22 protein-coding genes are annotated in these 25,456 nt (G+C 33.6%); 14 read left to right on the top strand and 8 right to left on the bottom strand.

Going from position 1 to position 25,456, the window contains the following annotated elements:
* Positions 1-27: 27 nt before the first annotated feature.
* Positions 28-1,128, bottom strand: a complete 1,101-nt coding sequence (locus tag ABZP37_RS10420; protein ID WP_366182796.1) for a glycosyltransferase — start codon at positions 1,126-1,128, stop codon at positions 28-30.
* A 190-nt stretch (positions 1,129-1,318) separates the two neighbouring features.
* On the opposite strand from ABZP37_RS10420, the gene ABZP37_RS10415 reads away from it, so the two are divergent.
* The 3 genes from ABZP37_RS10415 to ABZP37_RS10405 are packed head-to-tail and all read left to right on the top strand — an operon-like array spanning position 1,319 to position 3,885.
* Positions 1,319-2,206: a glycosyltransferase gene (locus ABZP37_RS10415; RefSeq protein ID WP_366182794.1), complete on the top strand. Its 888-nt coding sequence runs from the start codon at positions 1,319-1,321 to the stop codon at positions 2,204-2,206.
* A gap of 2 nt (positions 2,207-2,208) precedes the next feature.
* The gene (locus ABZP37_RS10410) at positions 2,209-2,952 is read left to right on the top strand and encodes a methyltransferase domain-containing protein (RefSeq protein ID WP_366182792.1); all 744 of its coding nucleotides are present in this window, start codon (positions 2,209-2,211) and stop codon (positions 2,950-2,952) included.
* A 6-nt stretch (positions 2,953-2,958) separates the two neighbouring features.
* Positions 2,959-3,885 carry a glycosyltransferase family 2 protein gene (locus tag ABZP37_RS10405; protein WP_366182791.1) on the top strand — a complete coding sequence of 309 codons (927 nt, stop codon included), beginning with the start codon at positions 2,959-2,961 and terminating at the stop codon, positions 3,883-3,885.
* Here the strand turns inward: ABZP37_RS10405 and ABZP37_RS10400 are convergent.
* Complete coding sequence (locus ABZP37_RS10400; protein ID WP_366182789.1) at positions 3,868-4,272, bottom strand: FdtA/QdtA family cupin domain-containing protein; 405 nt, start codon at positions 4,270-4,272, stop codon at positions 3,868-3,870. The two genes, ABZP37_RS10405 and ABZP37_RS10400, sit on opposite strands and share 18 nt — an antisense overlap.
* Positions 4,273-4,274: 2 nt before the next feature.
* The gene (locus ABZP37_RS10395; protein ID WP_366182787.1) at positions 4,275-5,174 is read right to left on the bottom strand and encodes a glycosyltransferase family A protein; all 900 of its coding nucleotides are present in this window, start codon (positions 5,172-5,174) and stop codon (positions 4,275-4,277) included.
* Positions 5,175-5,441: 267 nt separating this feature from the next.
* Here ABZP37_RS10395 and ABZP37_RS10390 point away from each other — a divergent pair, with 267 nt between their 5' ends.
* From ABZP37_RS10390 to ABZP37_RS10375, 4 genes are all read left to right on the top strand, one after another.
* Complete coding sequence (locus ABZP37_RS10390; RefSeq protein ID WP_366182785.1) at positions 5,442-6,068, top strand: TetR family transcriptional regulator; 627 nt, start codon at positions 5,442-5,444, stop codon at positions 6,066-6,068.
* Complete coding sequence (locus ABZP37_RS10385) at positions 6,058-7,386, top strand: TolC family protein (RefSeq protein ID WP_366182783.1); 1,329 nt, start codon at positions 6,058-6,060, stop codon at positions 7,384-7,386. Before ABZP37_RS10390 ends, ABZP37_RS10385 begins: the two co-directional genes overlap by 11 nt.
* Positions 7,387-7,391: 5 nt before the next feature.
* Positions 7,392-8,471, top strand: coding sequence for an HlyD family secretion protein (locus ABZP37_RS10380; RefSeq protein WP_366182781.1), 1,080 nt, complete (start codon positions 7,392-7,394; stop codon positions 8,469-8,471).
* A 183-nt stretch (positions 8,472-8,654) separates the two neighbouring features.
* Complete coding sequence (locus tag ABZP37_RS10375; RefSeq protein WP_366182779.1) at positions 8,655-10,235, top strand: MDR family MFS transporter; 1,581 nt, start codon at positions 8,655-8,657, stop codon at positions 10,233-10,235.
* 399 nt (positions 10,236-10,634) lie between these two features.
* Here ABZP37_RS10375 and yaaA read toward each other — a convergent pair whose 3' ends face one another.
* A complete protein-coding gene (gene yaaA / locus ABZP37_RS10370) occupies positions 10,635-11,393 on the bottom strand; it encodes a peroxide stress protein YaaA (RefSeq protein WP_366182778.1) in 759 nt (252 codons plus the stop codon).
* A 150-nt stretch (positions 11,394-11,543) separates the two neighbouring features.
* Here yaaA and ABZP37_RS10365 point away from each other — a divergent pair, with 150 nt between their 5' ends.
* From ABZP37_RS10365 to ABZP37_RS10355, 3 genes are all read left to right on the top strand, one after another.
* Positions 11,544-12,803, top strand: coding sequence for an MFS transporter (locus tag ABZP37_RS10365; RefSeq protein ID WP_366182776.1), 1,260 nt, complete (start codon positions 11,544-11,546; stop codon positions 12,801-12,803).
* 215 nt (positions 12,804-13,018) lie between these two features.
* The gene (gene nhaA / locus ABZP37_RS10360; protein ID WP_366182774.1) at positions 13,019-14,203 is read left to right on the top strand and encodes a Na+/H+ antiporter NhaA; all 1,185 of its coding nucleotides are present in this window, start codon (positions 13,019-13,021) and stop codon (positions 14,201-14,203) included.
* On the top strand, positions 14,187-15,512 hold the full coding sequence (locus tag ABZP37_RS10355; protein WP_366182772.1) for a TIGR00341 family protein: 1,326 nt from the start codon (positions 14,187-14,189) through the stop codon (positions 15,510-15,512). Before nhaA ends, ABZP37_RS10355 begins: the two co-directional genes overlap by 17 nt.
* A gap of 91 nt (positions 15,513-15,603) precedes the next feature.
* Here the strand turns inward: ABZP37_RS10355 and ABZP37_RS10350 are convergent, their stop codons facing one another.
* A complete protein-coding gene (locus tag ABZP37_RS10350) occupies positions 15,604-15,984 on the bottom strand; it encodes a hypothetical protein (protein ID WP_366182771.1) in 381 nt (126 codons plus the stop codon).
* A 350-nt stretch (positions 15,985-16,334) separates the two neighbouring features.
* Here ABZP37_RS10350 and ABZP37_RS10345 point away from each other — a divergent pair, with 350 nt between their 5' ends.
* Positions 16,335-19,613, top strand: coding sequence for a T9SS type B sorting domain-containing protein (locus tag ABZP37_RS10345; RefSeq protein ID WP_366182769.1), 3,279 nt, complete (start codon positions 16,335-16,337; stop codon positions 19,611-19,613).
* A gap of 63 nt (positions 19,614-19,676) precedes the next feature.
* Here the strand turns inward: ABZP37_RS10345 and ABZP37_RS10340 are convergent, their stop codons facing one another.
* Both ABZP37_RS10340 and ABZP37_RS10335 read right to left on the bottom strand, forming a co-directional pair.
* On the bottom strand, positions 19,677-20,717 hold the full coding sequence (locus ABZP37_RS10340) for an RluA family pseudouridine synthase (RefSeq protein ID WP_366182767.1): 1,041 nt from the start codon (positions 20,715-20,717) through the stop codon (positions 19,677-19,679).
* Positions 20,707-21,324 (bottom strand): PASTA domain-containing protein, encoded by a 618-nt coding sequence (locus ABZP37_RS10335; RefSeq protein WP_366182766.1) that lies wholly within the window; start codon positions 21,322-21,324, stop codon positions 20,707-20,709. Before ABZP37_RS10335 ends, ABZP37_RS10340 begins: the two co-directional genes overlap by 11 nt.
* Positions 21,325-21,576: 252 nt before the next feature.
* On the opposite strand from ABZP37_RS10335, the gene ABZP37_RS10330 reads away from it, so the two are divergent.
* From ABZP37_RS10330 to ABZP37_RS10320, 3 genes are all read left to right on the top strand, one after another.
* On the top strand, positions 21,577-22,548 hold the full coding sequence (locus ABZP37_RS10330) for a D-alanine--D-alanine ligase (RefSeq protein ID WP_366182764.1): 972 nt from the start codon (positions 21,577-21,579) through the stop codon (positions 22,546-22,548).
* A 143-nt stretch (positions 22,549-22,691) separates the two neighbouring features.
* A complete protein-coding gene (gene coaD / locus ABZP37_RS10325; RefSeq protein ID WP_366182763.1) occupies positions 22,692-23,153 on the top strand; it encodes a pantetheine-phosphate adenylyltransferase in 462 nt (153 codons plus the stop codon).
* A gap of 58 nt (positions 23,154-23,211) precedes the next feature.
* Positions 23,212-23,790 (top strand): PhnA domain-containing protein, encoded by a 579-nt coding sequence (locus ABZP37_RS10320; protein ID WP_366182761.1) that lies wholly within the window; start codon positions 23,212-23,214, stop codon positions 23,788-23,790.
* A gap of 187 nt (positions 23,791-23,977) precedes the next feature.
* On the opposite strand, the gene ABZP37_RS10315 is transcribed toward ABZP37_RS10320, so the two are convergent.
* Positions 23,978-25,333 carry a DEAD/DEAH box helicase gene (locus ABZP37_RS10315; protein ID WP_366182760.1) on the bottom strand — a complete coding sequence of 452 codons (1,356 nt, stop codon included), beginning with the start codon at positions 25,331-25,333 and terminating at the stop codon, positions 23,978-23,980.
* Positions 25,334-25,456: the final 123 nt, after the last annotated feature.

Raw genomic sequence — 25,456 nt, 5'->3', positions numbered from 1 at the left:
TTCATGATCTACTACTATTAACGTCCTTTATTTGCTATTCCAAAAGTATAAATATTGTTGTGCAACCTTCACGTAATCGTGGTGTTTTTGTACAAAATCGTGGCTATTAGAGGAGAGGTTTGGAATATCATTTTTATTTATAATTAAATCCTCCAACTTATCAAAAATATCTTCCTCAGACGGATACACATTAATTATGGGGAAATTTTCGTGTTCGTTTATCAATTCATACATTTCAGGTTCACCTCCACCAACCAATACCAAACCTTGTGCCATGGCAATTAGCCCATTCATTCCAGGCGTATAAGAATAAATTTGATCTAGTAACACATCTGATTCTGACATAATTTTCACATATTGGGATAAAGGAATAGATTCCACCATATTTATAAATAACTCATCCGGGTATTTTTCATGTATTTTCAATAATACTTTATACAGAATATCAGTTCCCTTATATTCTGAACGATCTTTTTGAATACCAATAAAAAATTTAGGTTTTTCACCATCATTGCCTTTTTGTTTATAATCCAATAATGAAGTATTAATTGGCAATGGAATATAAGCTAATTTATTTTTGTAATACGGCTCATATGATTTATAATATTCATAAAGACAGGCAATAATACCATCACAAGAATCTGCCATTTCAATATTAGCTTCCTGTTTTTTTGTACCTGACCAATCATTTTGCAAAATATTTGTCGTACCAAAATTTGTTGGAATATTCCCAATATAATAATCTGAATATTTGAAAGTTTTCTTATCAAAACATGATTTCTCCCAAAAATAATCTGTTCCAAAAGCACCTAAAAATACTTTAGCATTATGCTTCTTTAAATAATGAAAGAAACTAAGGTTGCGACTAATCTTTAAATCTAAAAACAGAGGATTTTTTATTTGTACAATATCGAAGTTTCTAAACGTTCGGAAGGTCTTGTGCAAACTCGCTAAATATTTGATGGAGGGCAAAAAATCATATCCTGATCGTGAAATATCAATATCTCTATCATTCCCCATCCATTTACTACCATCAGATGCAACCGTAACATCATGACCTAATATCCTCAAACCATCAGCTAAAGTTGAATGAAGATTGCTACATTCTCCTAACAAAAGTATTCTCATTTTTTATACCTAATAATTTACACAAAGTAAAGATAATAAGTTTTAACCAATAAATCTTATTAAGCTCCGTACACCTTTTTATTTATAACTTTATTTGAGGCTACAAATTAAAATATCAATTGTATTAATAATATCCTTTTTTTGGATAAATTATATTTTCTTTGTAATCTAATTACAAAAAATAGCGTTAATGCTTTCTATATTAATCCCTGTCTATAATTATAATATTTATCCGCTAATTTTAGAACTGCATGCTCAATGTTTAAAACTTAAAATAGTTTTTGAGATTATTGTGATTGATGATTTTTCAAGCAGTATTTGTGTCGAGAATGAGAAGACAAATACCTTAAACAATTCCAATTATACCGTTTTAGACTCCAATATTGGGAGAAGTAAAATCAGGAATCTATTAGGCAGAACAGCAAATTACGATTGGTTACTTTTTCTAGACGCTGATGTTTTTCCTAAAAATAAAAATTTCATATCAACATATATTAAACATATCAACAATGAAGAAAAAATAGTAAACGGTGGTCTTTTATATCAAAATGAAAAACCAGAAAAAAACAAACTACTACGTTGGGTTTATGGAAGAAAAAGAGAAGCACTTGATTATAAAACTAGATCTAAAAAGCCTTATTTAAGTTCTTTAACCTTGAATATTTTAATCCATAAATCTATTTTTGAAAAAATTTCATTCAATGAAACTATTCCCAATTTAAGACATGAAGATACTTTGTTTTCTTATAATTTGATGCAAGGGAAAATCAAAATAGAACACATTGACAATCCTATTTATCACAATGGATTAGATGATTTTATAGTTGCTATTCGAAAGGAAAAGGAATCTTTGTTAGCTTTGAAATATCTGATTGACAATCAATTAATACCTACAGATTATGTCCGGATTTCAAAATTATTCACCAAAATTAAGCACTACAGATTGATTCCAATCTTTGTGCTTTTTCATAAAATGACAAATTTTCTGTTTTTGAAAAACTTATCCAGTAGATATCCTTCCTTGTTTATTTTTGACTTATACCGATTAGGCTATTTATGCCAACTTGAAAACAAATAATTATGTATCAAACTTTTAAAAATACCATCACGAAAATTGTTTCACGAAAATTCATTTTCAAATACGAGGAAACTTTAAGGTCTTGGTATGCCCTTTTTTACACTGGAAACAACTATCAATGTAACGTTTGTAGTAAAAAATTAAGAAAGTTTATCACCCTATCGAACAACGAATCTTTATGTCCTAATTGTGGAAGTGTAAAAAGAAACAGAAGATTATGGTCTCTTTTAAAAACGGAATTTCTGTTTCCACAAGCTTCAATTTTAGATTTTTCCCCTTCAAGATGTTTGTATCGAAAATTAAAAAAAACAGCAAACATCAATTACTATAGCACTGATTTATCAGGAGATTTTATTGCTGATCATCAATTTGACATAACTAATCTGGAAATAGCTAATAACACTTTAGACTTGGTCATTTGTTACCACATTTTAGAACACATTAATAATGATATTCGAGCAATTAAAGAGTTAATTCGAGTTATGAAACCGGGAGCTAAAGCATTGATTCAAACTCCTTTTAAAGAAGGTGAAATTTATGAAGATTATACTTTTGTATCAAACGAAGATCGATTAAAACATTTTGGACAAGAGGACCATGTTCGAATTTATTCCGTGGTTGGATTAAAAGAACGCCTACAAAGCTGTGGCTTTTTAGTTGAAATTAGAGAAAACTTTTCTGTTGATAATAAATATTGTTATGATAGGAACGAAAAAATAATTGTGATAACCAAACCATTAAATTGATAAAAAATGCCGTTTTTTTCCATTATTATCCCACTTTACAACAAAGAAAACTTCATTGAAAACACATTAAAAAGTGTTCTTGATCAGCGATTTACTGACTTTGAAGTAATTATAGTAAATGATGGCTCCACAGATTCAAGCGAAGAAAAAGTTTTAAAATTTAGTGACTCTAGGATTCAGTACTACTATAAAGAAAACGAAGGTGTTTCTTCTGCACGAAATTATGGAATAGGAAAATCTAAATCCAACTATATTACTTTCATTGATGCTGATGATTATTGGTATGAGGCTTTTTTACAGGAAATTTTCAAAAATATCAATCGATACCCAGAATTAAAAGTGTTCTCGGCAGCTATAGAAATTGAAACTTCCAAGAAAGTTATTCCCTCAAGTTATTCTATTGTAAAAACAGGAGATTACGAAATTGTAAATTATTTCACTGCTAGCCTAAAGGAATCCGTAATTTGTACTTCCTGTGCTGTTTTTCATAAAAGTGTTTTTGAAGAAACGGGAAACTTTGATATAAATATAAAGAGTGGTGAAGATATCGACATGTGGATTCGTGTTGGATTATTCTACCCCATTTTATTTTATTGGAAAACCTTAGCTCGATATGTTTTTGTTAATGACAGTCTTTCAAAAAAAGATCAATTTAGTACCGTTAAATTAAATTTTGAAAAATATAGCGAACAAGAAAAAACAAATCCTAATTTGAAAAAATTCTTAGATTTAAATCGTTTTTCATTAGCCATAAAATGTAAAATAGCTAGAGACTACAAACTATTTAATCACTACTATAAAGCTATTGATTTAAAAAAATTAAGTCATAAAAAGAGAGTTTTACTATTGATTCCTACTCTATTATTAAAGCCGTTAATTAATCTAAAACAATTTTTAGCTGAAATAGGCTTAGGTTCATCCGTTTTTAAATGATTGGAATTCATCAAAATCACGAATGTAATCTGCTTCGTCAAAAACCTCAGAAGCTAAAACTAAACAAACAGAACCTGACGAAAAATTTTGTAATTCTCTCCAAATTCCTGTGGGAATTAATAGTCCAAAATTGGGTTTATTAAGTGTTATCACTTTTTGTGAAATTCCATCTTTTAACACAACATCAAAACTGCCACTTAAAGCAACTAAAAGTTGGTTCAAATTCTTATGTGCGTGACCGCCACGAACACTGGATGTAGGAATGTCATACAAATAATAAACTCTTTTTATTTCGAAAGGTATTGTATTTCCTTCTATAACGGAAAGATTTCCTCTCACATCATGCGCTTTTGGGACTTCAATTAATTGAACATTTTCAATAGTCATTACTATAATTTTACGAGTTCTTTATATTTTTGAATTCCAGACAAACCTATTTTATATTTTTTTATACATTCGTTCCAATTAATATAGTTTTTTCTTGCAAGAAAAAACACATATTTAAGCAGCCAAATGTAAACTAAATTAGCTTTTATTTTATAGAATAAAGCAGCTCGAGCAAATAAAATTTTATCCGACCCATAATTTTCTCCCGAGGATAATAAAGGATGAGAAACGATGACAAATGGACTAAATAGTACAATCAGCCTTAATTTAATTGCATCTCGCAAAAACAAATATTCTTCGGCCGTTTCAAAATAAGATCCTAACCCAAAATATTCATCGACGAATATTTTTTTATCTTTTATAACATTTAACCTGAATGCTATTTCAATAGCAATTACTTCATAAACACTTTTATTAGAATGTTCATATTCAATTTTAGAATTTTTATGAGGTTTTTGCAGTCCAATTCGTTGATGATTAAATGTAATTATAGAAGCTTCTGGATTCTGATTGAAAGCAACAATGATTCCTTTTTCGAAGTTTAGGAAATAAACAACATCATCATCGGCAATTAAACAAATCTTTTTTGAAGCATTTCTAATAGCTAAATTTCTACTTTTAGATATGCCTTTTTCATACGAGTTGATCACTCTAACATTGGGAAATTCAGAAATTAATGTATTATTTCCTTTTGTTTGATTAACAATTAGTAATGAGAATTCAGAAAAATGACAAAAAGGAAACATTGGAATTAAAAAATCTAGGGAATTTCTATCCATTGTGGAAATCAATATTTCCAAATCTTGTTTACCTAATTTATTGTTCAACTTATCTATTAATTTATTAGCACACTTACACAAATATAGGTATTTATATTGGTGAAATGAAAATACTTTTTTCATAATTAAAACTTCCTTTTTTTGTATAATAGTTACAACAGCACTTAAGTATTACATTCTAACTCTAACAGGAGTAAAGTGCCATTTTTACTACTATAAAAGTATTAAAAAGACATTGTAAATAATGAGACTAAAAGTTCATAAAACCGTGATTTCCTGTTCCTAATTACAGCTCTTACTTCGTTAATACTTTGTTAAATAAAAACTAAACAACTGTTTAATTTAAACGGTTGTTTAATTTTGTACTCGAATAAAAAATCTATCGTGAGTATGAAAGCAGATTTTAACGAAAAACAAATCGAAATACTACAAGTAGCCGAAAATTTATTTGGTGATAAAGGGTTTGAAGGGACTTCTATAAGGACTATTGCCAAGGAAGCCAAAATAAATGTCGCCATGGTGTCCTATTACTTTGGTTCTAAAGAAAAATTACTACAAGCTTTGGTTTACTACCGAACAAAAGATTTAGGATTTGAGATTGAAAACATTTCCATTGAGACAATAGAACCAATGGAAAAAATAAACAGAATGATTGCCTTGTACATCAATAAAATCAACTGTAACAAAGGAATCTATAGAATTTTACATTTTGAAGTTACAAGTAGTAAGACTGATTTAAAAATGCAAGTATTGGATGATATAAGGATGAAAAATCTCATCTCACTTACTGCAATAATTGAGGAAGGACAAAGCAAAGGCATCTTCAGAAAAGACATTATTATCCCCCTGATTACACCCACAATTTTGGGGACATTTTTTCATTTTTATATGAATAAAGATTATTTCCAAAACTTACTAAATCTAAAAACTGAAAAAGCGTTTGAGGACTATATCACTACAAGCCTAACGCAACACATACAACAAACTATTAAAGCACTTCTTATCTATGAAAATTAATACCTACCTAGTTTTAGGGATTTCATTATTCCTGATTCCTAGCCTGAAAGCGCAGGTAAAAACGAGTTTAAAGCTCGAAGAAGCGATTCATTTAGCTTGGACAAAAAGCAACGAAGTTTCATTGGCAGACGCTAAAGTTTTAAGCAAATCACTGGAAGTACAATCGATAAAAAATCATGCTTATCCCGATTTAAAAGTATCTGGACAATATCAACGTTTGGCCAATGCAAAAGTAAATCTAAAAACGGGTAGTAGCTCTTCAAGTAGCGAATCGACACCAGCCGTTGACCAATTAATGTTGGGTCAAGTAACTGCGTCTTTTCCTGTTTTTAATGGTTTTAAGCTAAAAAACAGCATCAAATCGTCTAATCATTTATACGAAGCCGAAACTGCAAACGCTTTGCAAACCAAAGAAGAAGTCGCTATGAAAGTGATTGATTTCTACGCTCACTTATATAAAGCGCAAAAAACAATTGACTTAATCACTGAAAACAAAAAAAGTGCACAACAAAGGGTAACCGATTTTATTCAGCTAGAAAAAAACGGAATTATACCTCGTAATGATTTACTGAAATCACAATTGCAAGTTTCTAAACTGCAATTATCCCTTGATAGCGCAACGAGTGATTTGAACACGATAAATTATGAGCTTACGAATTTCTTAAAATTAGACCCGAAAACAGTGATACAAGTAAAAGAAAGTGATTTTGCTAATTTTGAAATGAACGGAATTCCAACGAGCGAACAAACTGCCTTAACGAGTAGAAAAGACTTAGAAGCGATTCAACTCCAGCAAAAAGCAAGTCTGGACAATATTGAAGTAGCAAAAAGTGGCTACTTCCCTTCTTTATCTCTTGTGGGTGGATACACAACTCTTGATTTAAAAAATGTGATTACGGTACAAAACGCCATGAATTTTGGCGTGGGTTTATCGTATGACCTAAGTGGTATTTTGAAAAATGGAACGGCTGTAAAATTGGCCAAAAGTCAAGCACAAGAATTAAAAAGCCATGAAGAAATGCTGACCGATTATATTAAAATCGAAGTAAAACGTGCTATAGAAGGTTATGAACTTTCTCTTAAACAAGAGCAAGTGTACAAAGAAGCTGTTGGTCAAGCGACAGAGAACTACAGAATCATCAAAGATAAATACGATAATGGTCTAGCAGACACCAACGATTTACTAGAAGCAGATGTGGAGCAACTTGCCTCCAAAATCAATCAAACTTTAACTAGAGCCAATAGCATTCAAAAATATTATGCTTTGCTTTCGGCCTCAGGACAATTAAACCAAACTTTCAATCTTTCAAAAATATAATCATAATGGAAAAGAAAACCACCAATAAAAAATTCATAGTAATCATTTCTGCATTAGTAATCCTAGGCGTTACTTACGGAACTTTCAAATACATGCACTCCCTTTCACACGAAGAAACTGATGATGCTCAAATTGAGAAAAACATGAATCCAATCATCCCAAGAGTTTCTGGTTATGTGAGTAAAGTATATATCAAAGACAATGATTTTGTAAAAAAAGGAGATACTTTGTTCACTATTGATTCCAAAGAATACCGTTTAAAAATAGACGAAGCAATCGCTAATTTAGCAAGTGCCGAAGGAAATTTTGAAGTTTCGAAAGCTGATATTGGAAGTGTTTTGGCAAGTGTTTCCGTTTCTGACGCCAATGTAAAATCGGCTTTTGGAAACATCCAATCTGCCAAAATAAAATTAGGTTTGGCAACCAATGATTTTAACCGTTACAGCAATTTGTACCAAAGTCATACCATTACCAAACAACAGTACGAACAGTCACTAGCAGCTAAACAAGAGGCTGAAAATCAAATTCGCATTTTGGAACAACAACAAAAAGCGTCTTCTTTTCAGAAAACAGTAATTCAAGCCAAATCAAAAGTATCCGACAAACAAACAGATGTGGCTGCTGCCAATATCAAAAGAGCAAAAGCAATATTAGAATCAGCTCAATTGAATTTAACCTATACAGTGATTACGGCGGCAATCGACGGGCAAGTATCAAAAATTGATATTCAACCAGGGCAATTGGTACAACCAGGACAATCACTGTTCTACATTATCAACAACAATGAAGCTTGGGTAATTGCTAATTTCAAAGAAACGCAGTTGAACAAAATGATTGCAGGACAAAAAGTAACACTGAAAGTGGATGCTTATCCTGATTATGAATTTAATGCTACGGTAACATCATTTTCGCCAGCAACAGGTTCTCGTTTCTCAATTTTGCCTCCAGATAATGCTACAGGGAATTTTGTAAAAACAATTCAAAGATTGCCAGTAAAAATCAGCATTGACAAAGACAACGATGCCGATAAAATAAAACTTTTACGCCCCGGAATGAATGTAGATGTGGACGTACATTTAAACTAAAGGTTTTACTGGTACCTAATTAAAACAGACATCATCTAAAGTTCACCATTAAGATATTAAGTTTCATTAAGTCAATACAGCACTAAATTTTCTTAATCTCTTAATGGTTTAAAATGATGCATGTTTAAAAACCTTTCACAAAATCAACGGTAAAACCAAATTAAAAACCCTTCCTCTATACAAATGAAACAAGGACAAGACGATTTAGTAGAATACGGATTTAGACGCGTTATCATCACGATAACTGCGGTGCTCTGTGCCTTATTAGAAATTGTAGACACCACCATTGTAAACGTAGCCCTGACCAACATGCGAGGAAGTCTAGGTGCCACTTTGACCGATGTGGCTTGGGTAATTACGGCTTATGCCATCGCAAACGTAATCATTATTCCAATGACGAGCTGGTTATCGCAACAATTTGGACGTCGCAACTACTTTGCCGTATCGATTGTGATTTTTACGGTGGCCTCCTTTTTATGCGGAAACGCAACTAATATATGGGAACTAGTAGCGTTTAGATTCATTCAAGGCCTTGGTGGTGGAGCATTATTAGTAACGGCTCAAACCATTATTACAGAGAGTTACCCCGTTGCAAAACGTGGAATGGCGCAAGCTATTTACGGAATGGGAGTTATCGTAGGACCAACATTAGGACCGCCATTAGGTGGGTATTTGGTAGACCGTTTTTCATGGCCTTATATTTTTTACATCAATATTCCCTTGGGAATTATCGCAACTTTATTGACTTTAAGCTTTGTGAGAAGCCCTAAATACGGCGAAAAACTAAAATCAAACCAAGTAGATTGGATTGGTATTGTTCTTTTGGCCTCGTTTATTGGTTCGTTACAATTTGTTTTGGAACACGGTCAGCAAGACGATTGGTTCAATAACGGCTTAATTGTAACATTGAGTACCATATCTGTATTTGGTCTTGTATTGTTTATTTGGAGACAAATGACATACAAATATCCAATTGTAAACCTTAGCGTTCTGAAAGATGGAAACCTGCGTATTGGAACCATAATGAGTTTTATTTTAGGTTTTGGTTTGTATGGCTCAACATTAATTATCCCCATTTACACACAATCCGTTTTAGGATGGACAGCATTAGATGCCGGATTATTATTGATTCCAGGTTCCATCACCACAGCCTTCATGATGCCCATTGTGGGTAGAATGATTCAAAAAGGAATACCGCAAACTTATATGGTTGCTGCCGGTTTTTTAACCTTTTTCATCTTCACTTTAATGATGCACAATGTCATGACGCCAGATACAGGCGTTGAGCATTTGTACTGGCCTTTAATCCTTAGAGGAGTTGGTTTAGGATTACTTTTTGTACCCATTACCACCATGTCGCTCTCTACTCTTTCGGGTAAAGGAATTGGCGAAGGAGCTGCTTTTACCGGAATGATGAGACAATTGGGAGGTTCTTTTGGTATCGCCATTATTACTACGTTTATCACCCGTTTCAGTCAAAAACACCGAGTGGATTTGGTATCCCATTTAGACGGAAGTAAATTTGAAGTACAACAGCGTTTACAACAATTGCAAAGCGGTTTTATGTCCAAAGGGTTTTCGGCCAACGAAGCCCTAAATAAAGCTTACAAAGCCATCGATTTCTCGGTGATGAAACAAAGCACCGTACTCGCCTACATGGATATATTCCTCTATCTCGGAATATTATTTTTACTCTGTATTCCGATAATACTATTGGTTAGACCTGGAAAAAGCAAAATCAATCCAGCTGATGCCATGCACTAAAAGTTTAATTTGGGCGTGCCCCTCCGTAAAAACTGCGGGTCAGGCTCTACGCTATATCTTTTTTGGGGCAGAAAAAGCCCCAAAAAAGGATGCCGCTGCGATCCTTCACGCAACATTCGATACAGCAATATAATATTTTTTTGTTGACAGTTCCTTCGAGCACTTTAATTTAACGCAGCGAAATAAAATAAATCCAGAAGTACTTATTTCCACCGTCACTTCGAGTGTTTTTATGAAGCCTAGCGGAATAAAAATGTATCGAGAAGTCGTCTTATTTCTAGAAAAGTTCTCGATACACTTTTACGTCCAAAAGCTATCACATTTGAACATAAAAGCACTAGAACTGACGTAGATTGAAAACCCAAAAAAAACGCTGCATTTCTAAATACAGCGTTTTCTTTATCTCGTAAAAACCAAATGATTCCCTTTGGACAGATTGGCATCAAATTGATAACCATCATAATTAAATCCTTTTAAATCATCTATCGTTTCTGCATTGGTATCTATAATATACCGAACCATCATTCCCCTAGCTTTTTTGGCAAAAAAGCTAATTATTTTTAGCTTTCCATCTTTATAATCCTTAAAATCAGGAGTGATTACAGGCACTTTTAACGCTTTGGTGTCTACCACCGAAAAATATTCGTTGCTCGCCAAATTCACAAACAACTCCTCCTCTTTCAACTCTTTATTCAAAGCTTTAGTAATTGTTAGCTTCCAAAATTCATAAAGATTTTTGTTTTCGCCAATCGGCATTTTAGTTCCCATTTCTAGTCGGTACGCTTGCATTAAATCCAGCGGTTTCAATAGTCCATACAAGCCAGACAATATTCGTAATTTATCTTGTAAACCATCCAGTTTCTCAAGCGGAATAGTATAAGCATCCAATCCAGTGTACACATCCCCATCAAAAGTATAAACCGCAGGACGCGCATTTTCTGTCGTAAAAGGCGTTTTCCAGTCTTGATTTCGTTGCCAGTTCAAGTCGGCTAATTTTTGAGAAATACTCATCAAACTAGACAAATCCTCTGGTTTTTTGGTTTTCAAAACTTTATGTACAAGACGTGATTCTTTCAAAAAATTAGATTCAGAAAAAAGTGGTGTTGGTAATTCTTTATCAAAATTCAAGGACTTGGCAGGCGAAATAACAATTTTCATAGGTAGAAATGGTAAATAAATAATTAACAGTCCAAAAATACAAATTGAAAACAACAATAAACCATGACATTAATTGAAATCTATAATAGTCCTATAAAAAATAGCAATCCAATGGATTTATATTATTTTTGAAAAAAAATTAAATACTACATGACCACCACTACTTCTCTCGAAACCAAACCTGTTTCCATTTTAAACTCCGCAGTTATTGTGGCTGCTTTAGGGTATTTTGTCGATATTTATGATTTACTCCTATTCGGAATCGTGCGTACCGACAGCCTAAAAGATTTAGGTGTGGTAGGAGATGCAATTCGCAATCAAGGAGAATACCTTATCAGTATGCAAATGGGCGGAATGTTGTTTGGAGGGATTTTATGGGGAATTTTGGGCGACAAAAAAGGCCGTATTTCGGTGCTTTTTGGTTCTATACTAATCTATTCTGTAGCAAATATTGCCAACGGAATGGTAACTACGGTTGACGGTTACGCTTTTTGGCGCTTAATTGCTGGAATTGGATTGGCAGGCGAATTAGGCGCTGGAATTACTTTGGTTACAGAAAGCTTACCGAAAGAAAAGCGTGGTTACGGAACCATGATTGTGGCTTCTATTGGTGTTTCGGGAGCTATTGCAGCTTATTTGGTGTATCAAATATTTCAAGATTGGCGCTTGTGCTATTATGCTGGTGGAGTTTTAGGTGTGCTTTTACTTTTTATGAGAATCAAATTAAATGAATCTGGTATTTTCCAAAAAGTAGCCGATAGCAACGAGAAAAAAGGCGACTTCCTATCTTTATTTTCGAACAAAAAAAGATTTTTCAAATACCTTCAATGCATCCTTATCGGAATTCCGATTTGGTTTTTAGTTGGAGTGTTAATTACTTTTTCACCAGAATTTGCCAAAGCGCTAAATGTTCAAGCAGCTGATACCGTTTCTGCAGGTCAAGCCATTGCTTGGTGTTATTCGGGACTTGTACTTGGAGATATCGGAAGTGGAATATTGAGTCAATGGTTTAAAAGCAGAAAAAAAATCATGTTTTTGTTTTTACTTTTAAACCTGGGAATGGTATTTATATTCTTGAACTCGTTCGGAATCAGGGTACAAACTTTTTATTACATCTGTTTGGCTATGGGATTTTCAGTAGGCTACTGGGTTTTATTCATCACCATTGCCGCAGAACAATTTGGAACTAATATTCGTGCAACAGTAACGACAACAGTCCCAAATTTTGTGCGTGGACTTTTACCTTTGATAATTTTAATTTACACATTTTTCAGAGACGACTTATTTGATGGAAATATTCTTAATGCTGGAATGGTTGTAGGTAGTATATTATCAGTTATTGCACTAATAGCACTTTGGAAGCTTAAAGAAACCTTCCATACCGACTTAGATTTTATTGAGAAAAATTAACCTTGACATAATTTCAATGTCTATTAAAAATTAGACTATGATCCTCAAAATTAGAAAAAAATCGTTTTCGTTGCTTTATATTGCAAAAATGTATTAAAAGCATCATAATATCCTAAGATTTAGTTATGGAATTAATATCAAATTAGGTATTTTTGAGAAAATTATAAAATAACAATAATAATCCCATTAGAATACTTTCTAGAAATCAAACCCCTATGAGAAAAAGCATAAAAAACATAAAGAACATTTACAAATCCGATTTATTTAAAGAATTTTTTGAAAACGAAAAGTCAAGTGGTCTTGTATTAATAGGTTGTACTTTAATTTCATTGATTCTTGCTAATTCAATTTTTGGAGAACAATACCACCATACTTGGCTAACTCCAATTGGCGGTCAAAGTCTTGAATATTGGATTAATGATGGTTTAATGGCTATTTTCTTTTTATTAATTGGACTAGAGTTAGAAAGAGAAATTTACTTAGGAGAATTGTCTAATATCAAAGATGCATTACTTCCTATTTTTGCTGCTTTTGGGGGAATGCTTGTCCCTGCTGGACTATATCTATTGTTTAATTATGGTGATCTGACTCAAAGAGGAGCAGGAGTTCCTATGGCAACTGATATTGCTTTTGCTCTTGGAGTGCTCTCTTTATTAGGTAATAGAGTGCCATTATCATTAAAAGTATTTTTAACTGCATTAGCTGTTATTGATGATTTGGGAGCAATTTTGGTCATAGCTGCTTTTTATACTAAGACAATATTTTGGACTAACTTACTTTCTGCTTTAGCTGTTTTATTAGTAATGTTTATTATGAACAGAATGAAAGTTCATAAACTACTTCCTTATTTAATTGGAGGAGCCATCATGTGGTATTTTATGTTAAATTCAGGAATACATGCTACTATTACTGGAGTTCTTTTGGCATTTGTAATCCCATTTCAACACGGAGAAAAAACCTCTATCTCATACAAACTACAACACTTTCTACACAAGCCTGTTGGATTCTTCATACTTCCTCTTTTTGCATTGGCAAATACAGCAATTGTACTCGGATCAAACATAGGAGAAACACTAGAGCAACATTACAGTATTGGAATTGCATTAGGTTTAATTGTAGGAAAGCCAGTAGGTATAGCTCTGTTTAGTTTCATTGCAGTTTCATTAGGACTTTGCAAGCTTCCTGATGATTTAAGTTGGAAAACCATCATAGGAGTTGGTTTTTTAGGAGGAATTGGTTTTACCATGTCTATTTTCATCACATTACTTGCTTTTGATAATCCCGAAATTATAAATAATGCTAAATTCGTAATTCTATTATCTTCACTTGTTGCAGGTATCATTGGCTTCTTCTTACTTAAAAAAACGTTAAAAAGAAATCATAATGAAAAAAATAATTAGTGATTTCCTTAGATTCATAAACCTTAATCAGGGCGAAGAAGATCGAAAAAAAGTATTAGAAAATGTAAAATCTAATATTTCATTTGGTGGTTCAAATCTTTGGATTATGGCTTGTGCTATAGTAATTGCTTCTGTGGGCTTAAACGTTAATTCCACAGCTGTTATTATTGGAGCCATGCTTATTTCTCCCTTAATGGGACCTATTGTAGGTGCTGGATTTGGTTTAGGAACGTATGATTTCAACTTATTAAAAAAATCACTTAAAAACTTATTAGTCGCTACAGTTGTAGGGTTATTCGTGTCTACTTTATATTTTTACATAAGTCCTTTTAAAGAAACACAACCCGAATTACTTTCTAGGACTGCGCCCAATTTTTATGATATCATAATCGCTTTTTCAGGAGGATTAGTAGGGGCAATTGCAATCACTAGAGTCGAAAAAGGAAATCCAATTCCTGGAGTTGCCATTGCAACGGCACTTATGCCTCCACTTTGTACTGCTGGATATGGTCTGGCAATAGGTAGTTATCGCTTCTTCTTTGGAGCAATCTATCTATATACTATCAATTGTGTATTTATCTGTATTTCAACATTTTTTATAGTCAAATATTTAAAGTATCCTACAAAAAAACAACTAGAAGAGACAAATCAAAAAAAAGTCAAGTACATCATATCGACATTAATAACCATCTTAATTCTTCCTAGTATTTATTTTGCTTACCTACTTTTTGAACAAAAAAAATACCAACACGATGTTGACATTTTTATGGAAAATGAATTTACCAATAAAGGGATTGCTATTATGTACAAAAAGACCCTTTTTAATCGAAGTCCAAAAAAACTAGAACTAGGCTTCCTGACTAAAAAATTTACTGACAAAGAAATTAAAGCACTGAATCTAAAACTAAAATTATACGAAATCAACAATACCCAATTAGTGATTATGCAGGATACTACGGATCTTAAAAGTGATATTCTAAACGAAATAAATTACAACAAATCAGTGTTAAGTGAAAAAGATGTAGCTATTTTAAAACTGAAAAAACAGATCACAGACAACCATTACAATAACAAATCATTATTAGCCGAAATTCAAATTTTATTTCCCATTATTGAGAATATTGCAATAGCCAATCTCAGTTTTAATGAAGAAACAGATAGCCTCAAAGTAATTCCTGTCCTTGTTTATAAAAGTAAAAAAAGACTTGAAATGGAAACTGAAAAAAAATTAACCTCATGGTTGCAACAAAGATTGTCTAAAAAAGAAATCCAAATTTATAATCAAAGTCCTAAGTCTGAGGTGAAATAAAATATTTTAGTAAGTAGGTTTACACATAAAAAATCCCCTCAAGCTAAAAAAAAAATGCATTGAGGGGATTTTCTTCGAAAAACTATACTTTTTACATCGTTTGAATACCATTATTCTCTAGAATAGCTAAAAGGTATAAGCTTTCGTCAAGATCATACTTTTCAACTCCACTTTTATACCATTCTTCAATAACATTCAACTGATAAGCAGTAAACCCTTCTGAGTCAATACTCATACCAAGCATACCTGCCAATTGAAACTCATCCAAAACTTTCTTAGTAACTATTCGATTTGGAATTCCATTGACTATTTTACCATTCAATCTTTCATAATCAGATCTACCAGAATTAAAACCAGAATTAAAAGCTTGGCAATTTCTTATACTATAATTAAGTTGATAAAAGGGGTTTAAACCAAGTGAATATCCTTCTATATAACCTTGTCTGTAAACTGGATCAAAAATATCTTCCATACCGCGGCAGTATTAAGTTTCTTATTAAATACACTCAAACCTACTACTATATCCCCAACTATAAAATTAAAATCGTTTAAAGGAGAAAAAACACTTCAATCTCCACTTTAAACGCTTGCTTACTTATTTGATTAAGAGCGAAAAAAATCTATATAAAACTATCAAAAATTTAATTGCATAAATTTAATTAATGCAATTTAAATGCTTTTTTAAGCAAAAAAGACAAAATAGACTCTTAATATGATAAAAAAAAGCTATATTTTTAAATAATTTTTAAATAATTTGCTAGAGAATTAGATTGTAACAATTCCTATTCAAAATTAATTATATCAATACGTACCGATTGTATCATGAAACTATTCAACTTTAAGAATATATTTTTTTTTCTTTTTCTACTTTCTTTCCATTTTGGCTTTTCACAAAATGTAAAAGTTGAACCTACTTTTACTTATTTGAATTCGGCTACTAAAATATATACTGTATCTGACTTAAAAGTAATCAGTTTACCCACTGGCGCAACTCCTTTTTGGTATGATGCACTTACAGGCGGCAATATCGTTCTTCCCACAACTCCATTAATTAGCGGTAAAAAATATTTTTTGGAAACCATTCCTACTGCTGCTATTGGCTCACGATTACAAACTATTGTTTATCAAATAACCCCCACAATAACCGCTGATAAAACAAGTAATATATGCACTGGTGAAACGGTAAAACTTTCAGGGAACAACTTATTATCAAGCGAACAATTTAGTACTGAAAACACTAACGGTTTAGGTCTTAAGCTTACTAAAGTCACCCAAATAGGCAATTCAACTTACTATGTAAAAAAAGAAACAATGTCTTGGGAAAACGCCAACAATCTCATTAACGCCATTCCGGGAGCATCGATGTACATCATTAATAGTACAACTGAAGAAACAGCAGTTTATAATGCATTGACTAGTTTAGGTCTAACAAATGGTACTATTGGCGACGATGGTATTGCTTTTTGGCTAGGATTAAAACAATATGGCAATGCAAGCAATTTTAGCGATAGTGCAGTCCAAGGAGGATGGTATTGGATAGATGGAACACCAATGACTTATGCTAATTGGAGTGATGGTGAACCCAATGATTACCGGGATGCACCAGGAAACTCACCGCCTTTCCAACTGTATGAAATAGGAGGTTCTAACGATGAAGATTATGCCCAATTTGAATTTCAAAACCGTGGAATTAAATGGAATGATGCTCCAAATGATACTCCAAACCGGAATTCCTATCCAATTTTTGAATTTACCGCTACTTCAAGTTTGCAATGGTTTCAATTAAATACAGTAACTAATAATTATGACCCTATTTCTGGAGCAACCGCAGGAGAACTTACCGTAACTGCCACCGCGGGTATTCAAAAATACCGATTGAATTTATTGTTAAACGGAACAACTTATTCCATATTTTATGAAGTCCTAAAAACTCAGCCACAAATTTATTCAATCCCTACTAGTCTTACAACTATCTGTGATGATGAAACCAATCCGTTAAATCAAGATGGAAAAGCTAATTTTGATACTTCAACTTTTGATGCTACTCTTATAGGATCGCAAACAGGAATGGTCATAAAATACTTTAGTCAATCAGGAGCTACTTTATCTAGTCCATTACCTAATCCTTTTGGAAGCTTAACCCAAAACATTACCGCTAGAATTGAACAAACCTCAAATCCAGCATGTTTTACTTCTGCCATAATTCCTTTGATTGTAAAACCATTACCTAGAATAAAAACCAATAATGGTGGTAGTGAAGATATTCAAATATGTTCTAATTCTACAGTTTTTTCTACAACACTAGATGCAGGAATAAATGATGGTACACCAACTACGGATTACACCTATATATGGTCAAAAGGTAGTACCGTTATTACTGGGGAAACAAATGCAACTTTAAATGCAACATCGGCAGGAAGCTATTCGGTTCAAGTAACTTCAAAAACGACAAATTGTTCTTCAATAAGAAACATTATAATAACAATTGGAGTTCCTCCTCAAATTAACCCAATACCAGCTAACCTGACTTCTACCTGTGACGATGAAACTGATCCGATACTTCAAGATGGAAAAGCTAGCTTTGATACTTCAACTTTTGAAGCTACTCTCTTGGGATCACAAACAGGAATGACAATTAAATATACTGACCAAGCGGGAGCCTCTCTAACTAGTCCATTACCCAATCCTTTTATTACTAACACTCAAAACATCACTGTTAGAATTGAGCGTAATTCGAATGCTTCTTGTTTTGTGACTACAACATTTCCTTTGATTGTAAAGCCTTTGCCTAAAATAAAGACCAACAGTAATGGCAGTGAAGATATTTATATTTGCTCAAATTCTACAGTTATCACTAGCACACTTGATGCGGGTATAAATGATGGATCACCAACTACGGATTACACCTATATTTGGTCAAAAGGTGGAACCGTAATTTCTGGTGAAACAAACGCTACTTTAAATGCTTCTTCAGCTGGAAATTACTCCGTTCAAGTAACCTCAAAAACAACAAATTGTATCGCAACAAGAACTATAAAAATAATTGTAACTTCAATTCCACAAGTATTCCCAATCAATCCAAGTTTAACAACAGCTTGTGACGATGATATTAGCCCCCTTACTCAAGATGGTCAATTTCCATTTAACACAGCTACTTTTGAATCAACAATCTTAGGTGGACAAATAGGAATGACAATCAAATATTTAGCTCAAAATGGAGACGTGATACCTACTCCATTGCCAACTTCATTTCTCACAACTACACAAAACATTACAGTAAGAGTAGAAAACACCATAAATCCTTCTTGTTTCAGTACAGGAAGTATTCAGTTTACCGTAAAACCATTACCAAAAATTAACACCAATGCAAATGGCAATGAAGATGTATTAATTTGTTCAGATAACCCTGGTTTTTTGGTACAATTAGATGCAGCAATCCAAGATGGCACACCTGATTCAGACTATGATTTTATTTGGTCAAAAGACGGAACTATCATAAATGGGGAAACGTCGTCTGTTCTAAATAATGTAAACATCGAAGGCAATTACACTGTAGAAGTCATTTCAAAAGCTACTAAATGCAGCAGTACAAGAACCCTTAAAGTTATTCCATCCAAGGCACCAACTATAGCGTCCATAAACATTATAGATTTAAGTCCAACAAATTCAGCTACAATCATCTTAACCGACAACTTAGGAAAATATGAATACAGCCTAAACGGAAGTAGTGGTCCATTCCAAGATAAAAACACCTTTAATAACATTGAATCTGGCATATACAATGTATATGTAAAAGACATCAATAATTGCGGCTTTGACGCTAAAACAATATATGTAATTGGTGCTCCTCAGTTTTTTACTCCAAACGGAGATGGCTTTAATGATTATTGGAACATTAAAGGAATTGACAACACATTCAATACCAATTCAATAATATACATCTATGATCGTTACGGGAAATTCATTAAACAATTAAAACCTTTAGACCAAGGTTGGGATGGAACTTACACAGGAAGACAACTTCCAACTTCTGATTATTGGTATACTGTAAAACTAGAAGACGGCAGAGAAGCCAAAGGACATTTTAGTTTAAAAAGGTAATTCTTATGATTAATTGTTTAATTGTTTAACCGATTAATCAGTTAAACAATTAAACTCTTTTATTTATTCTTCCTCATCAACAGAATGCGACTTAGAGTACCCTCTCCACTTTTCAATACAATCATGAAAATCTTGTGGTAATTCGGTATCAAAACGCATATGTTCTTTCGTCGTAGGATGAACAAACCCTAAGGTTTTAGCGTGTAAGGCTTGTCTTGGTAATATCTTAAAGCAATTATCAATAAACTGTTTGTATTTGGTAAACGTAGTCCCTTTTAGAATCAAATGACCACCATAGCGCTCATCATTAAAAATAGGATGACCAATGTGTTTCATATGAGCACGAATCTGGTGCGTACGTCCCGTTTCCAAAACACAAGAAACCAAAGTCACATAACCAAAACGTTCCAACACTTTGTAATGTGTAATCGCTGGTTTACCTATTTCTGGATCAGCAAAAACTGCCATTTGCATACGGTCTTTCAAGTGTCGAGCCAAGTTTCCTTCTATTGTTCCACTTTCTTCATCTATATTTCCCCAAACAAGGGCTACATATTCTCTTTCGGTAGTTTTAGCCTCAAATTGTTTCGCCAAATGCGTCATTGCAGCCTCTGTTTTAGCAATAACAAGCAAACCAGAAGTATCCTTATCAATACGATGTACTAATCCTGGACGCTCGCTGCTATTCATCGGCAAATTCTCAAAATGAAAAGCCAAAGCATTCACAAGAGTCCCCGTATAATTTCCGTGACCAGGGTGTACTACCAATCCTGGTTCTTTGTTTACAAGCAATAAAACATCATCCTCATATTCAATATTCAAAGGAATATTTTCTGGTAAAACATGATTTTCATACGGCGGATGTGTCAACATCACCGTCACAACATCAAATGGTTTTACTTTGTAATTGGATTTTACTGGAATATCATTCGCAAAAATGTTTCCTTCCGTAGCGGCAATCTGAATTTTATTTCGAGTTGCATTTTGGATTAATCCCATCAAATATTTATCAATTCTCAACGGTGTCTGACCTTTAGTCACCTCAAATCGATGGTGTTCAAATAATTCTTCTTCTAAATCAACCGACTCTATATTATTGTTCATTTGGCATTTCACTTGTTGGATTAGCTATGCTATCCGTTGGTATACTCTCTTCGTAACTCGCTTTTCCGTCTCCTAAAACTAAATCAATCTTAGAACCCTTCAATACTTTATCTCCTGGGCTTATATTGCGTCCTTTACAACGCATTTCCAGCACCATATCTTTTCCTAAATTCGGTATATAGGTAATCGTTCCTTCCTCAAGACCCAAAGCTCTCAATGTCGGTACCGCTTCTCTATACGTTTTCTCAATTAAATCTGGAATTTTCACTGATGAAAACCCTGAAGAATTGATTTTAATATATACTTTTCTTCCCACTTTCACCTTTGCACCAGGCAATGGATCTTGTTGCACCACACTGTATTTTGGATAATCACTTCTATAATCCATACTATCCAAAAGTATATAGGCCAAATCCAATTCGTCCAATTTTTCCTCAACCTGCTCCTCAGTCAACTTACTCAAATTAGGAACCGTGATCTCATTCCCATGATCCGTGGTAAAAGTCAGCCAATGCATCAACAAATATCCCAAAACTACAATAATCAAAAGTGCCAAAAAAGCTTGTACAAAAAATACTCGGCTAGTAAGGTATTTAGGTAAACTCATAAATTAATTTTTATAATACGGCAAAGATATAGCTATTTCGTTCCAAAAAAAATGATAATTTTGTTTAACAAAAGGATGACTGCTTTATTTAGGAGCTATTTCCCGCTATCCGCTTCAATCTTATGGGGGCATAAAGCCCGCCCCCACAAGGATTTTCGCTACTATCGGGGCTAAAATACTCGTTCCAAAACAAACTCATTTTTTAAACTAGAACTGGAATAGAACATACAACAAAAGTAAAAATAGCACTAAATGAAAAATATTGCCATCATCATGGGCGGTTATTCAAGCGAATACAAAATCTCCTTGATTAGCGGAAACGTAGTTTATCAAAATTTAGATAAAACCAAATACAATCCATTTCGCATACACATCTTCAAAGAAAAATGGGTCTATGTCGATGCAGACGATAATGAATACTCAATCGACAAAAACGATTTCTCAACAACCGTAGATGGGACCAAAATCACTTTCGACTGTGTTTTCAATGCCATCCACGGCACACCAGGCGAGGATGGATTGATGCAAGCCTATTTTGAATTAATCAACATGCCACAAACTGCATGCGATTATTACCAAGCTGCACTGACTTTCAACAAAAGAGATTTATTGTCGGTTCTAAAACCATACGGAATCAAAACAGCTATTTCTTATTACCTAAATTTGGGTGATGAAATCAATATTGACGAAATCATCAAAAAAGTTGGCTTACCTTGTTTCGTAAAACCAAACAAAGCGGGCTCTAGCTTTGGAATTTCAAAAGTAAAAACGATTGAAGAACTGCCAACAGCAATCGAAACAGCTTACAAAGAAGATAACGAAATCATCATCGAAAGCTTCCTTGACGGAACCGAAGTTTCTGTAGGTGTAATCAACTACAAAGGAACGGTAACCGTGCTTCCAATGACCGAAATCGTGTCCGAAAATGATTTCTTTGACTACGAAGCCAAATACCTGGGGAAATCGCAAGAAATCACTCCAGCCAGAATTTCAGATGAAATGACCGAAAAAGTAGGAGCCATCGCCAAACGTGCTTATGAAGTTTTAAAAATGAAAGGATTCTCCCGTTCAGAATTCATCATCGTAAACGACGAACCACACATGCTAGAAATGAACACCATTCCTGGAATGACAAACGAAAGTTTACTACCGCAACAAGCCGCAGTAGCGGGGATTTCATTACAAGATTTGTTTGGTAATGCGATTGAATTGGCGATAAACTAATTGATCATTATTTGATTAACTTTATATTCAAATAGTAAAACAAACACAATAATAACTCATAGCAATGTTTCCTTAAATTAAGTAAAACGTCTTTTTTTTAAGCTACAAAACCTATGAACCTATGTGTTTATATAAAAAAAAACATGAGAAAAGCCATATTCCCCGGTTCCTTTGACCCCATAACCCTCGGTCATGAAGACATCATTAAAAGAGCCATTCCACTTTTTGACGAAATCGTGATTGCCATTGGTGTCAATGCCGAAAAAAAATACATGTTCTCACTCAAAGAAAGAATCCGTTTCATTGAGGAAACCTTCAAAGACGAACCTAAAATCTCTGTGATTTCCTACGAAGGATTGACCATAGAATTATGTCAAAAAATAAATGCCGATTTTATTCTTCGTGGTTTACGCAATCCCGCCGACTTTGAATTCGAAAAAGCCATCGCACATACCAATAGGGATTTATCAAAAATAGAAACAGTCTTTTTATTGACCGCTGCCAGCACTTCTTATATTAGTTCGAGCATTGTGCGTGACGTAATTAGACATGGCGGAGAGTATCAAAAACTAGTTCCGAAAGCAGTTATAGTAAGCAAAAAATAACACCAAAAAATCAATTAGGCTAAAAATGGTAGTACCTTAGCTACCTTAAAACAAAACAATGAGCATAGATAGAGAATTAAACAAACGCAGTGGATCCCAATGCGAACTTTGCGCCGCAACAGAAAACCTTAAAGTATACGCCGTATTACCAACTCAAAAAGGAGGACTAGACGAAAGTATTTTTGCTTGTTCAACCTGTATTGACCAAATTGAAACCCCAGGAAACGAAGACCTAAACCACTGGAGATGTCTTAATGACAGCATGTGGAGCGAGCACATTCCCGTTCAGGTTGTAGCATGGAGAATGTTGAGCCGTTTGCGTTCAACAGGATGGCCACAGGAATTATTGGAACAAATGTATTTTGACGAAGATACTTTGGCTTGGGCACAAGCTACAGGTGAAGGCGAAGAAGACGAAAACAAAATCATTCACCGTGACAGTAACGGAGTGATCCTAGAACACGGAGATTCTGTAGTTTTGATCAAGGATTTAAAAGTAAAAGGTTCTAGCATGGTTGCCAAACAAGGAACAGCAGTAAGGAACATCCGCTTAGACCACGAAAACGCCGAATACATTGAAGGAAAAGTAGATGGCCAAACGATTGTGATTATAACGCAATACGTAAAGAAAACTTAGTTCCAGTATTCAGTGTTCAGTTTATTTAAATTGTGGATATTTTAGTGATCAGTTTTCTGACTCAGAATGATATTACATGAAAAATCATAAAAACGTTAGCAGAAAATTTCTACTAACGTTTTTTATTTACTTTAAACTGAGACTGAATACTTTCTCACCACAATCACTGTAAGCTGAACACTGAAACCTACTTCTCCTCCTCTACTTTCTTAATCACTTTTCTAGCGACTTCAATTTTGAATTTTTTACCTTTCATTTTTTCGTCTCGAATATTTTTCAAAAGTTCCTGTACTTTTCCGAATTTTACTGCTGCGAATGAAATAAAATCTTTCACCTCGATTAAACCTAAATCACCTTTTTCTAGTTTTCCTTTTTGAGAAAAGAAACCTACGATGTCAATTTTATTTAATTTATTTTTCTTTCCACCACTGATGTAAATCGTTTGAAATTGTGGCGGTTTTGGGATGTTTTTAGCAATTTCTACTTCCAAAACCGGAATCGAATAATCTAAATAATCTGCTTTTTTCTCACTGTCATGTGTCAAAATATAGGCTGTCCCTGAGGCTAACATACGTGCAGTACGTCCATTACGATGTGTAAATTCATCCCCTTTAGAAGGCAAATGATAATGAATTACGTGGTTCATCTCTGGAATATCCAAACCACGGGCGGCTAAATCAGTAGTGATTAAATAACTCATACTACCATTACGAAACTGAATCAAAGCACGCTCACGCTCATCTTGATCCATCCCACCATGATAATATGTAGCATAAATTCCTTTTTCGTTTAGTGTATCACTAATGCGTTCTGCTGCATCACGATGGTTGCAAAAAACAATCGCCGACTCGGATTTTAACGAACAAATCAAATTGAACAAAGTCCCAATTTTATCTTTTTCCTTAGAAACCACTAATCGCATGGCAAGATTGCTATCATTTTCTTCCTCTTCAGGAATAAAGTCTAAAATAGTAGGATTGACAACTCTTGTATATTTTGGAATCTCAATATCAGAAGTTGCGGATACTAAAACGCGTTTATTCAACTTTGGTAATTTCCCAATGATAAAAGACATTTGCTCATGGAAGCCCAATTGCAACGACTTGTCAAATTCATCCAAAATCATGGTTTGGATTTTATCCAAACGAAAAGTTCCTCTTTCTATATGATCTGCAATACGCCCAGGAGTTCCAATTAAAACAGCTGGTGGATTGCTTAAGTTTTTAATTTCAGTATCTATAGAATGTCCACCGTAGCATACATTCACTTTATAATCCGTTCCCATTTTTTTCCAAACCTGTTCTATTTGTAATCCTAACTCACGTGAAGGAACAAGTATCAGACATTGAACAGACAAAATCTCAGGTTGCAACAACTCCAAAACAGGCAACAAAAAAGCTAATGTTTTTCCAGAACCCGTAGGTGACAATAACAATATATTATTATCATGTAAAATAGCATCTTGTGCCATTTCTTGCATTTCGTTTAGTTGTTCTATTCCTAAATTTTTAAGAATATTTTGTGGAAGGTGCTTTGGATTCATTTTTATAATTTAGGCAAAGGTAGTTAAAAATATTGGCAGAGATTGAGTACTTTGTAGAATCTCAGCGCAAACACAGCATTATTTTTTGGACACGAATTACACCAATTTGCACTAATTTTAAAA

Origin of the sequence: Flavobacterium ovatum (genome assembly GCF_040703125.1) — a bacterium.
Classification (GTDB): Bacteria; Bacteroidota; Bacteroidia; order Flavobacteriales; family Flavobacteriaceae; genus Flavobacterium; species Flavobacterium ovatum.
The sequence above is the reverse complement of the archived record's forward strand: the minus strand, read 5'-3'. Positions and strand labels throughout refer to the sequence as shown.

Coding starts and splice junctions, on each gene's coding strand:
- ABZP37_RS10350 (WP_366182771.1), bottom strand. CDS start 15,984: ATGGAAGATATTTTTGATCCAGTTTACAGACAAGGTTATATAGAAGGA.
- ABZP37_RS10340 (WP_366182767.1), bottom strand. CDS start 20,717: ATGAACAATAATATAGAGTCGGTTGATTTAGAAGAAGAATTATTTGAA.
- ABZP37_RS10405 (WP_366182791.1), top strand. CDS start 2,959: ATGCCGTTTTTTTCCATTATTATCCCACTTTACAACAAAGAAAACTTC.
- ABZP37_RS10390 (WP_366182785.1), top strand. CDS start 5,442: ATGAAAGCAGATTTTAACGAAAAACAAATCGAAATACTACAAGTAGCC.
- ABZP37_RS10335 (WP_366182766.1), bottom strand. CDS start 21,324: ATGAGTTTACCTAAATACCTTACTAGCCGAGTATTTTTTGTACAAGCT.
- coaD (WP_366182763.1), top strand. CDS start 22,692: ATGAGAAAAGCCATATTCCCCGGTTCCTTTGACCCCATAACCCTCGGT.
- ABZP37_RS10375 (WP_366182779.1), top strand. CDS start 8,655: ATGAAACAAGGACAAGACGATTTAGTAGAATACGGATTTAGACGCGTT.
- ABZP37_RS10415 (WP_366182794.1), top strand. CDS start 1,319: ATGCTTTCTATATTAATCCCTGTCTATAATTATAATATTTATCCGCTA.
- yaaA (WP_366182778.1), bottom strand. CDS start 11,393: ATGAAAATTGTTATTTCGCCTGCCAAGTCCTTGAATTTTGATAAAGAA.
- ABZP37_RS10355 (WP_366182772.1), top strand. CDS start 14,187: ATGAAAAAAATAATTAGTGATTTCCTTAGATTCATAAACCTTAATCAG.
- ABZP37_RS10315 (WP_366182760.1), bottom strand. CDS start 25,333: ATGAATCCAAAGCACCTTCCACAAAATATTCTTAAAAATTTAGGAATA.
- ABZP37_RS10330 (WP_366182764.1), top strand. CDS start 21,577: ATGAAAAATATTGCCATCATCATGGGCGGTTATTCAAGCGAATACAAA.
- ABZP37_RS10320 (WP_366182761.1), top strand. CDS start 23,212: ATGAGCATAGATAGAGAATTAAACAAACGCAGTGGATCCCAATGCGAA.
- ABZP37_RS10365 (WP_366182776.1), top strand. CDS start 11,544: ATGACCACCACTACTTCTCTCGAAACCAAACCTGTTTCCATTTTAAAC.
- ABZP37_RS10395 (WP_366182787.1), bottom strand. CDS start 5,174: ATGAAAAAAGTATTTTCATTTCACCAATATAAATACCTATATTTGTGT.
- ABZP37_RS10385 (WP_366182783.1), top strand. CDS start 6,058: ATGAAAATTAATACCTACCTAGTTTTAGGGATTTCATTATTCCTGATT.
- ABZP37_RS10410 (WP_366182792.1), top strand. CDS start 2,209: ATGTATCAAACTTTTAAAAATACCATCACGAAAATTGTTTCACGAAAA.
- ABZP37_RS10400 (WP_366182789.1), bottom strand. CDS start 4,272: ATGACTATTGAAAATGTTCAATTAATTGAAGTCCCAAAAGCGCATGAT.
- ABZP37_RS10380 (WP_366182781.1), top strand. CDS start 7,392: ATGGAAAAGAAAACCACCAATAAAAAATTCATAGTAATCATTTCTGCA.
- ABZP37_RS10345 (WP_366182769.1), top strand. CDS start 16,335: ATGAAACTATTCAACTTTAAGAATATATTTTTTTTTCTTTTTCTACTT.
- ABZP37_RS10420 (WP_366182796.1), bottom strand. CDS start 1,128: ATGAGAATACTTTTGTTAGGAGAATGTAGCAATCTTCATTCAACTTTA.
- nhaA (WP_366182774.1), top strand. CDS start 13,019: ATGAGAAAAAGCATAAAAAACATAAAGAACATTTACAAATCCGATTTA.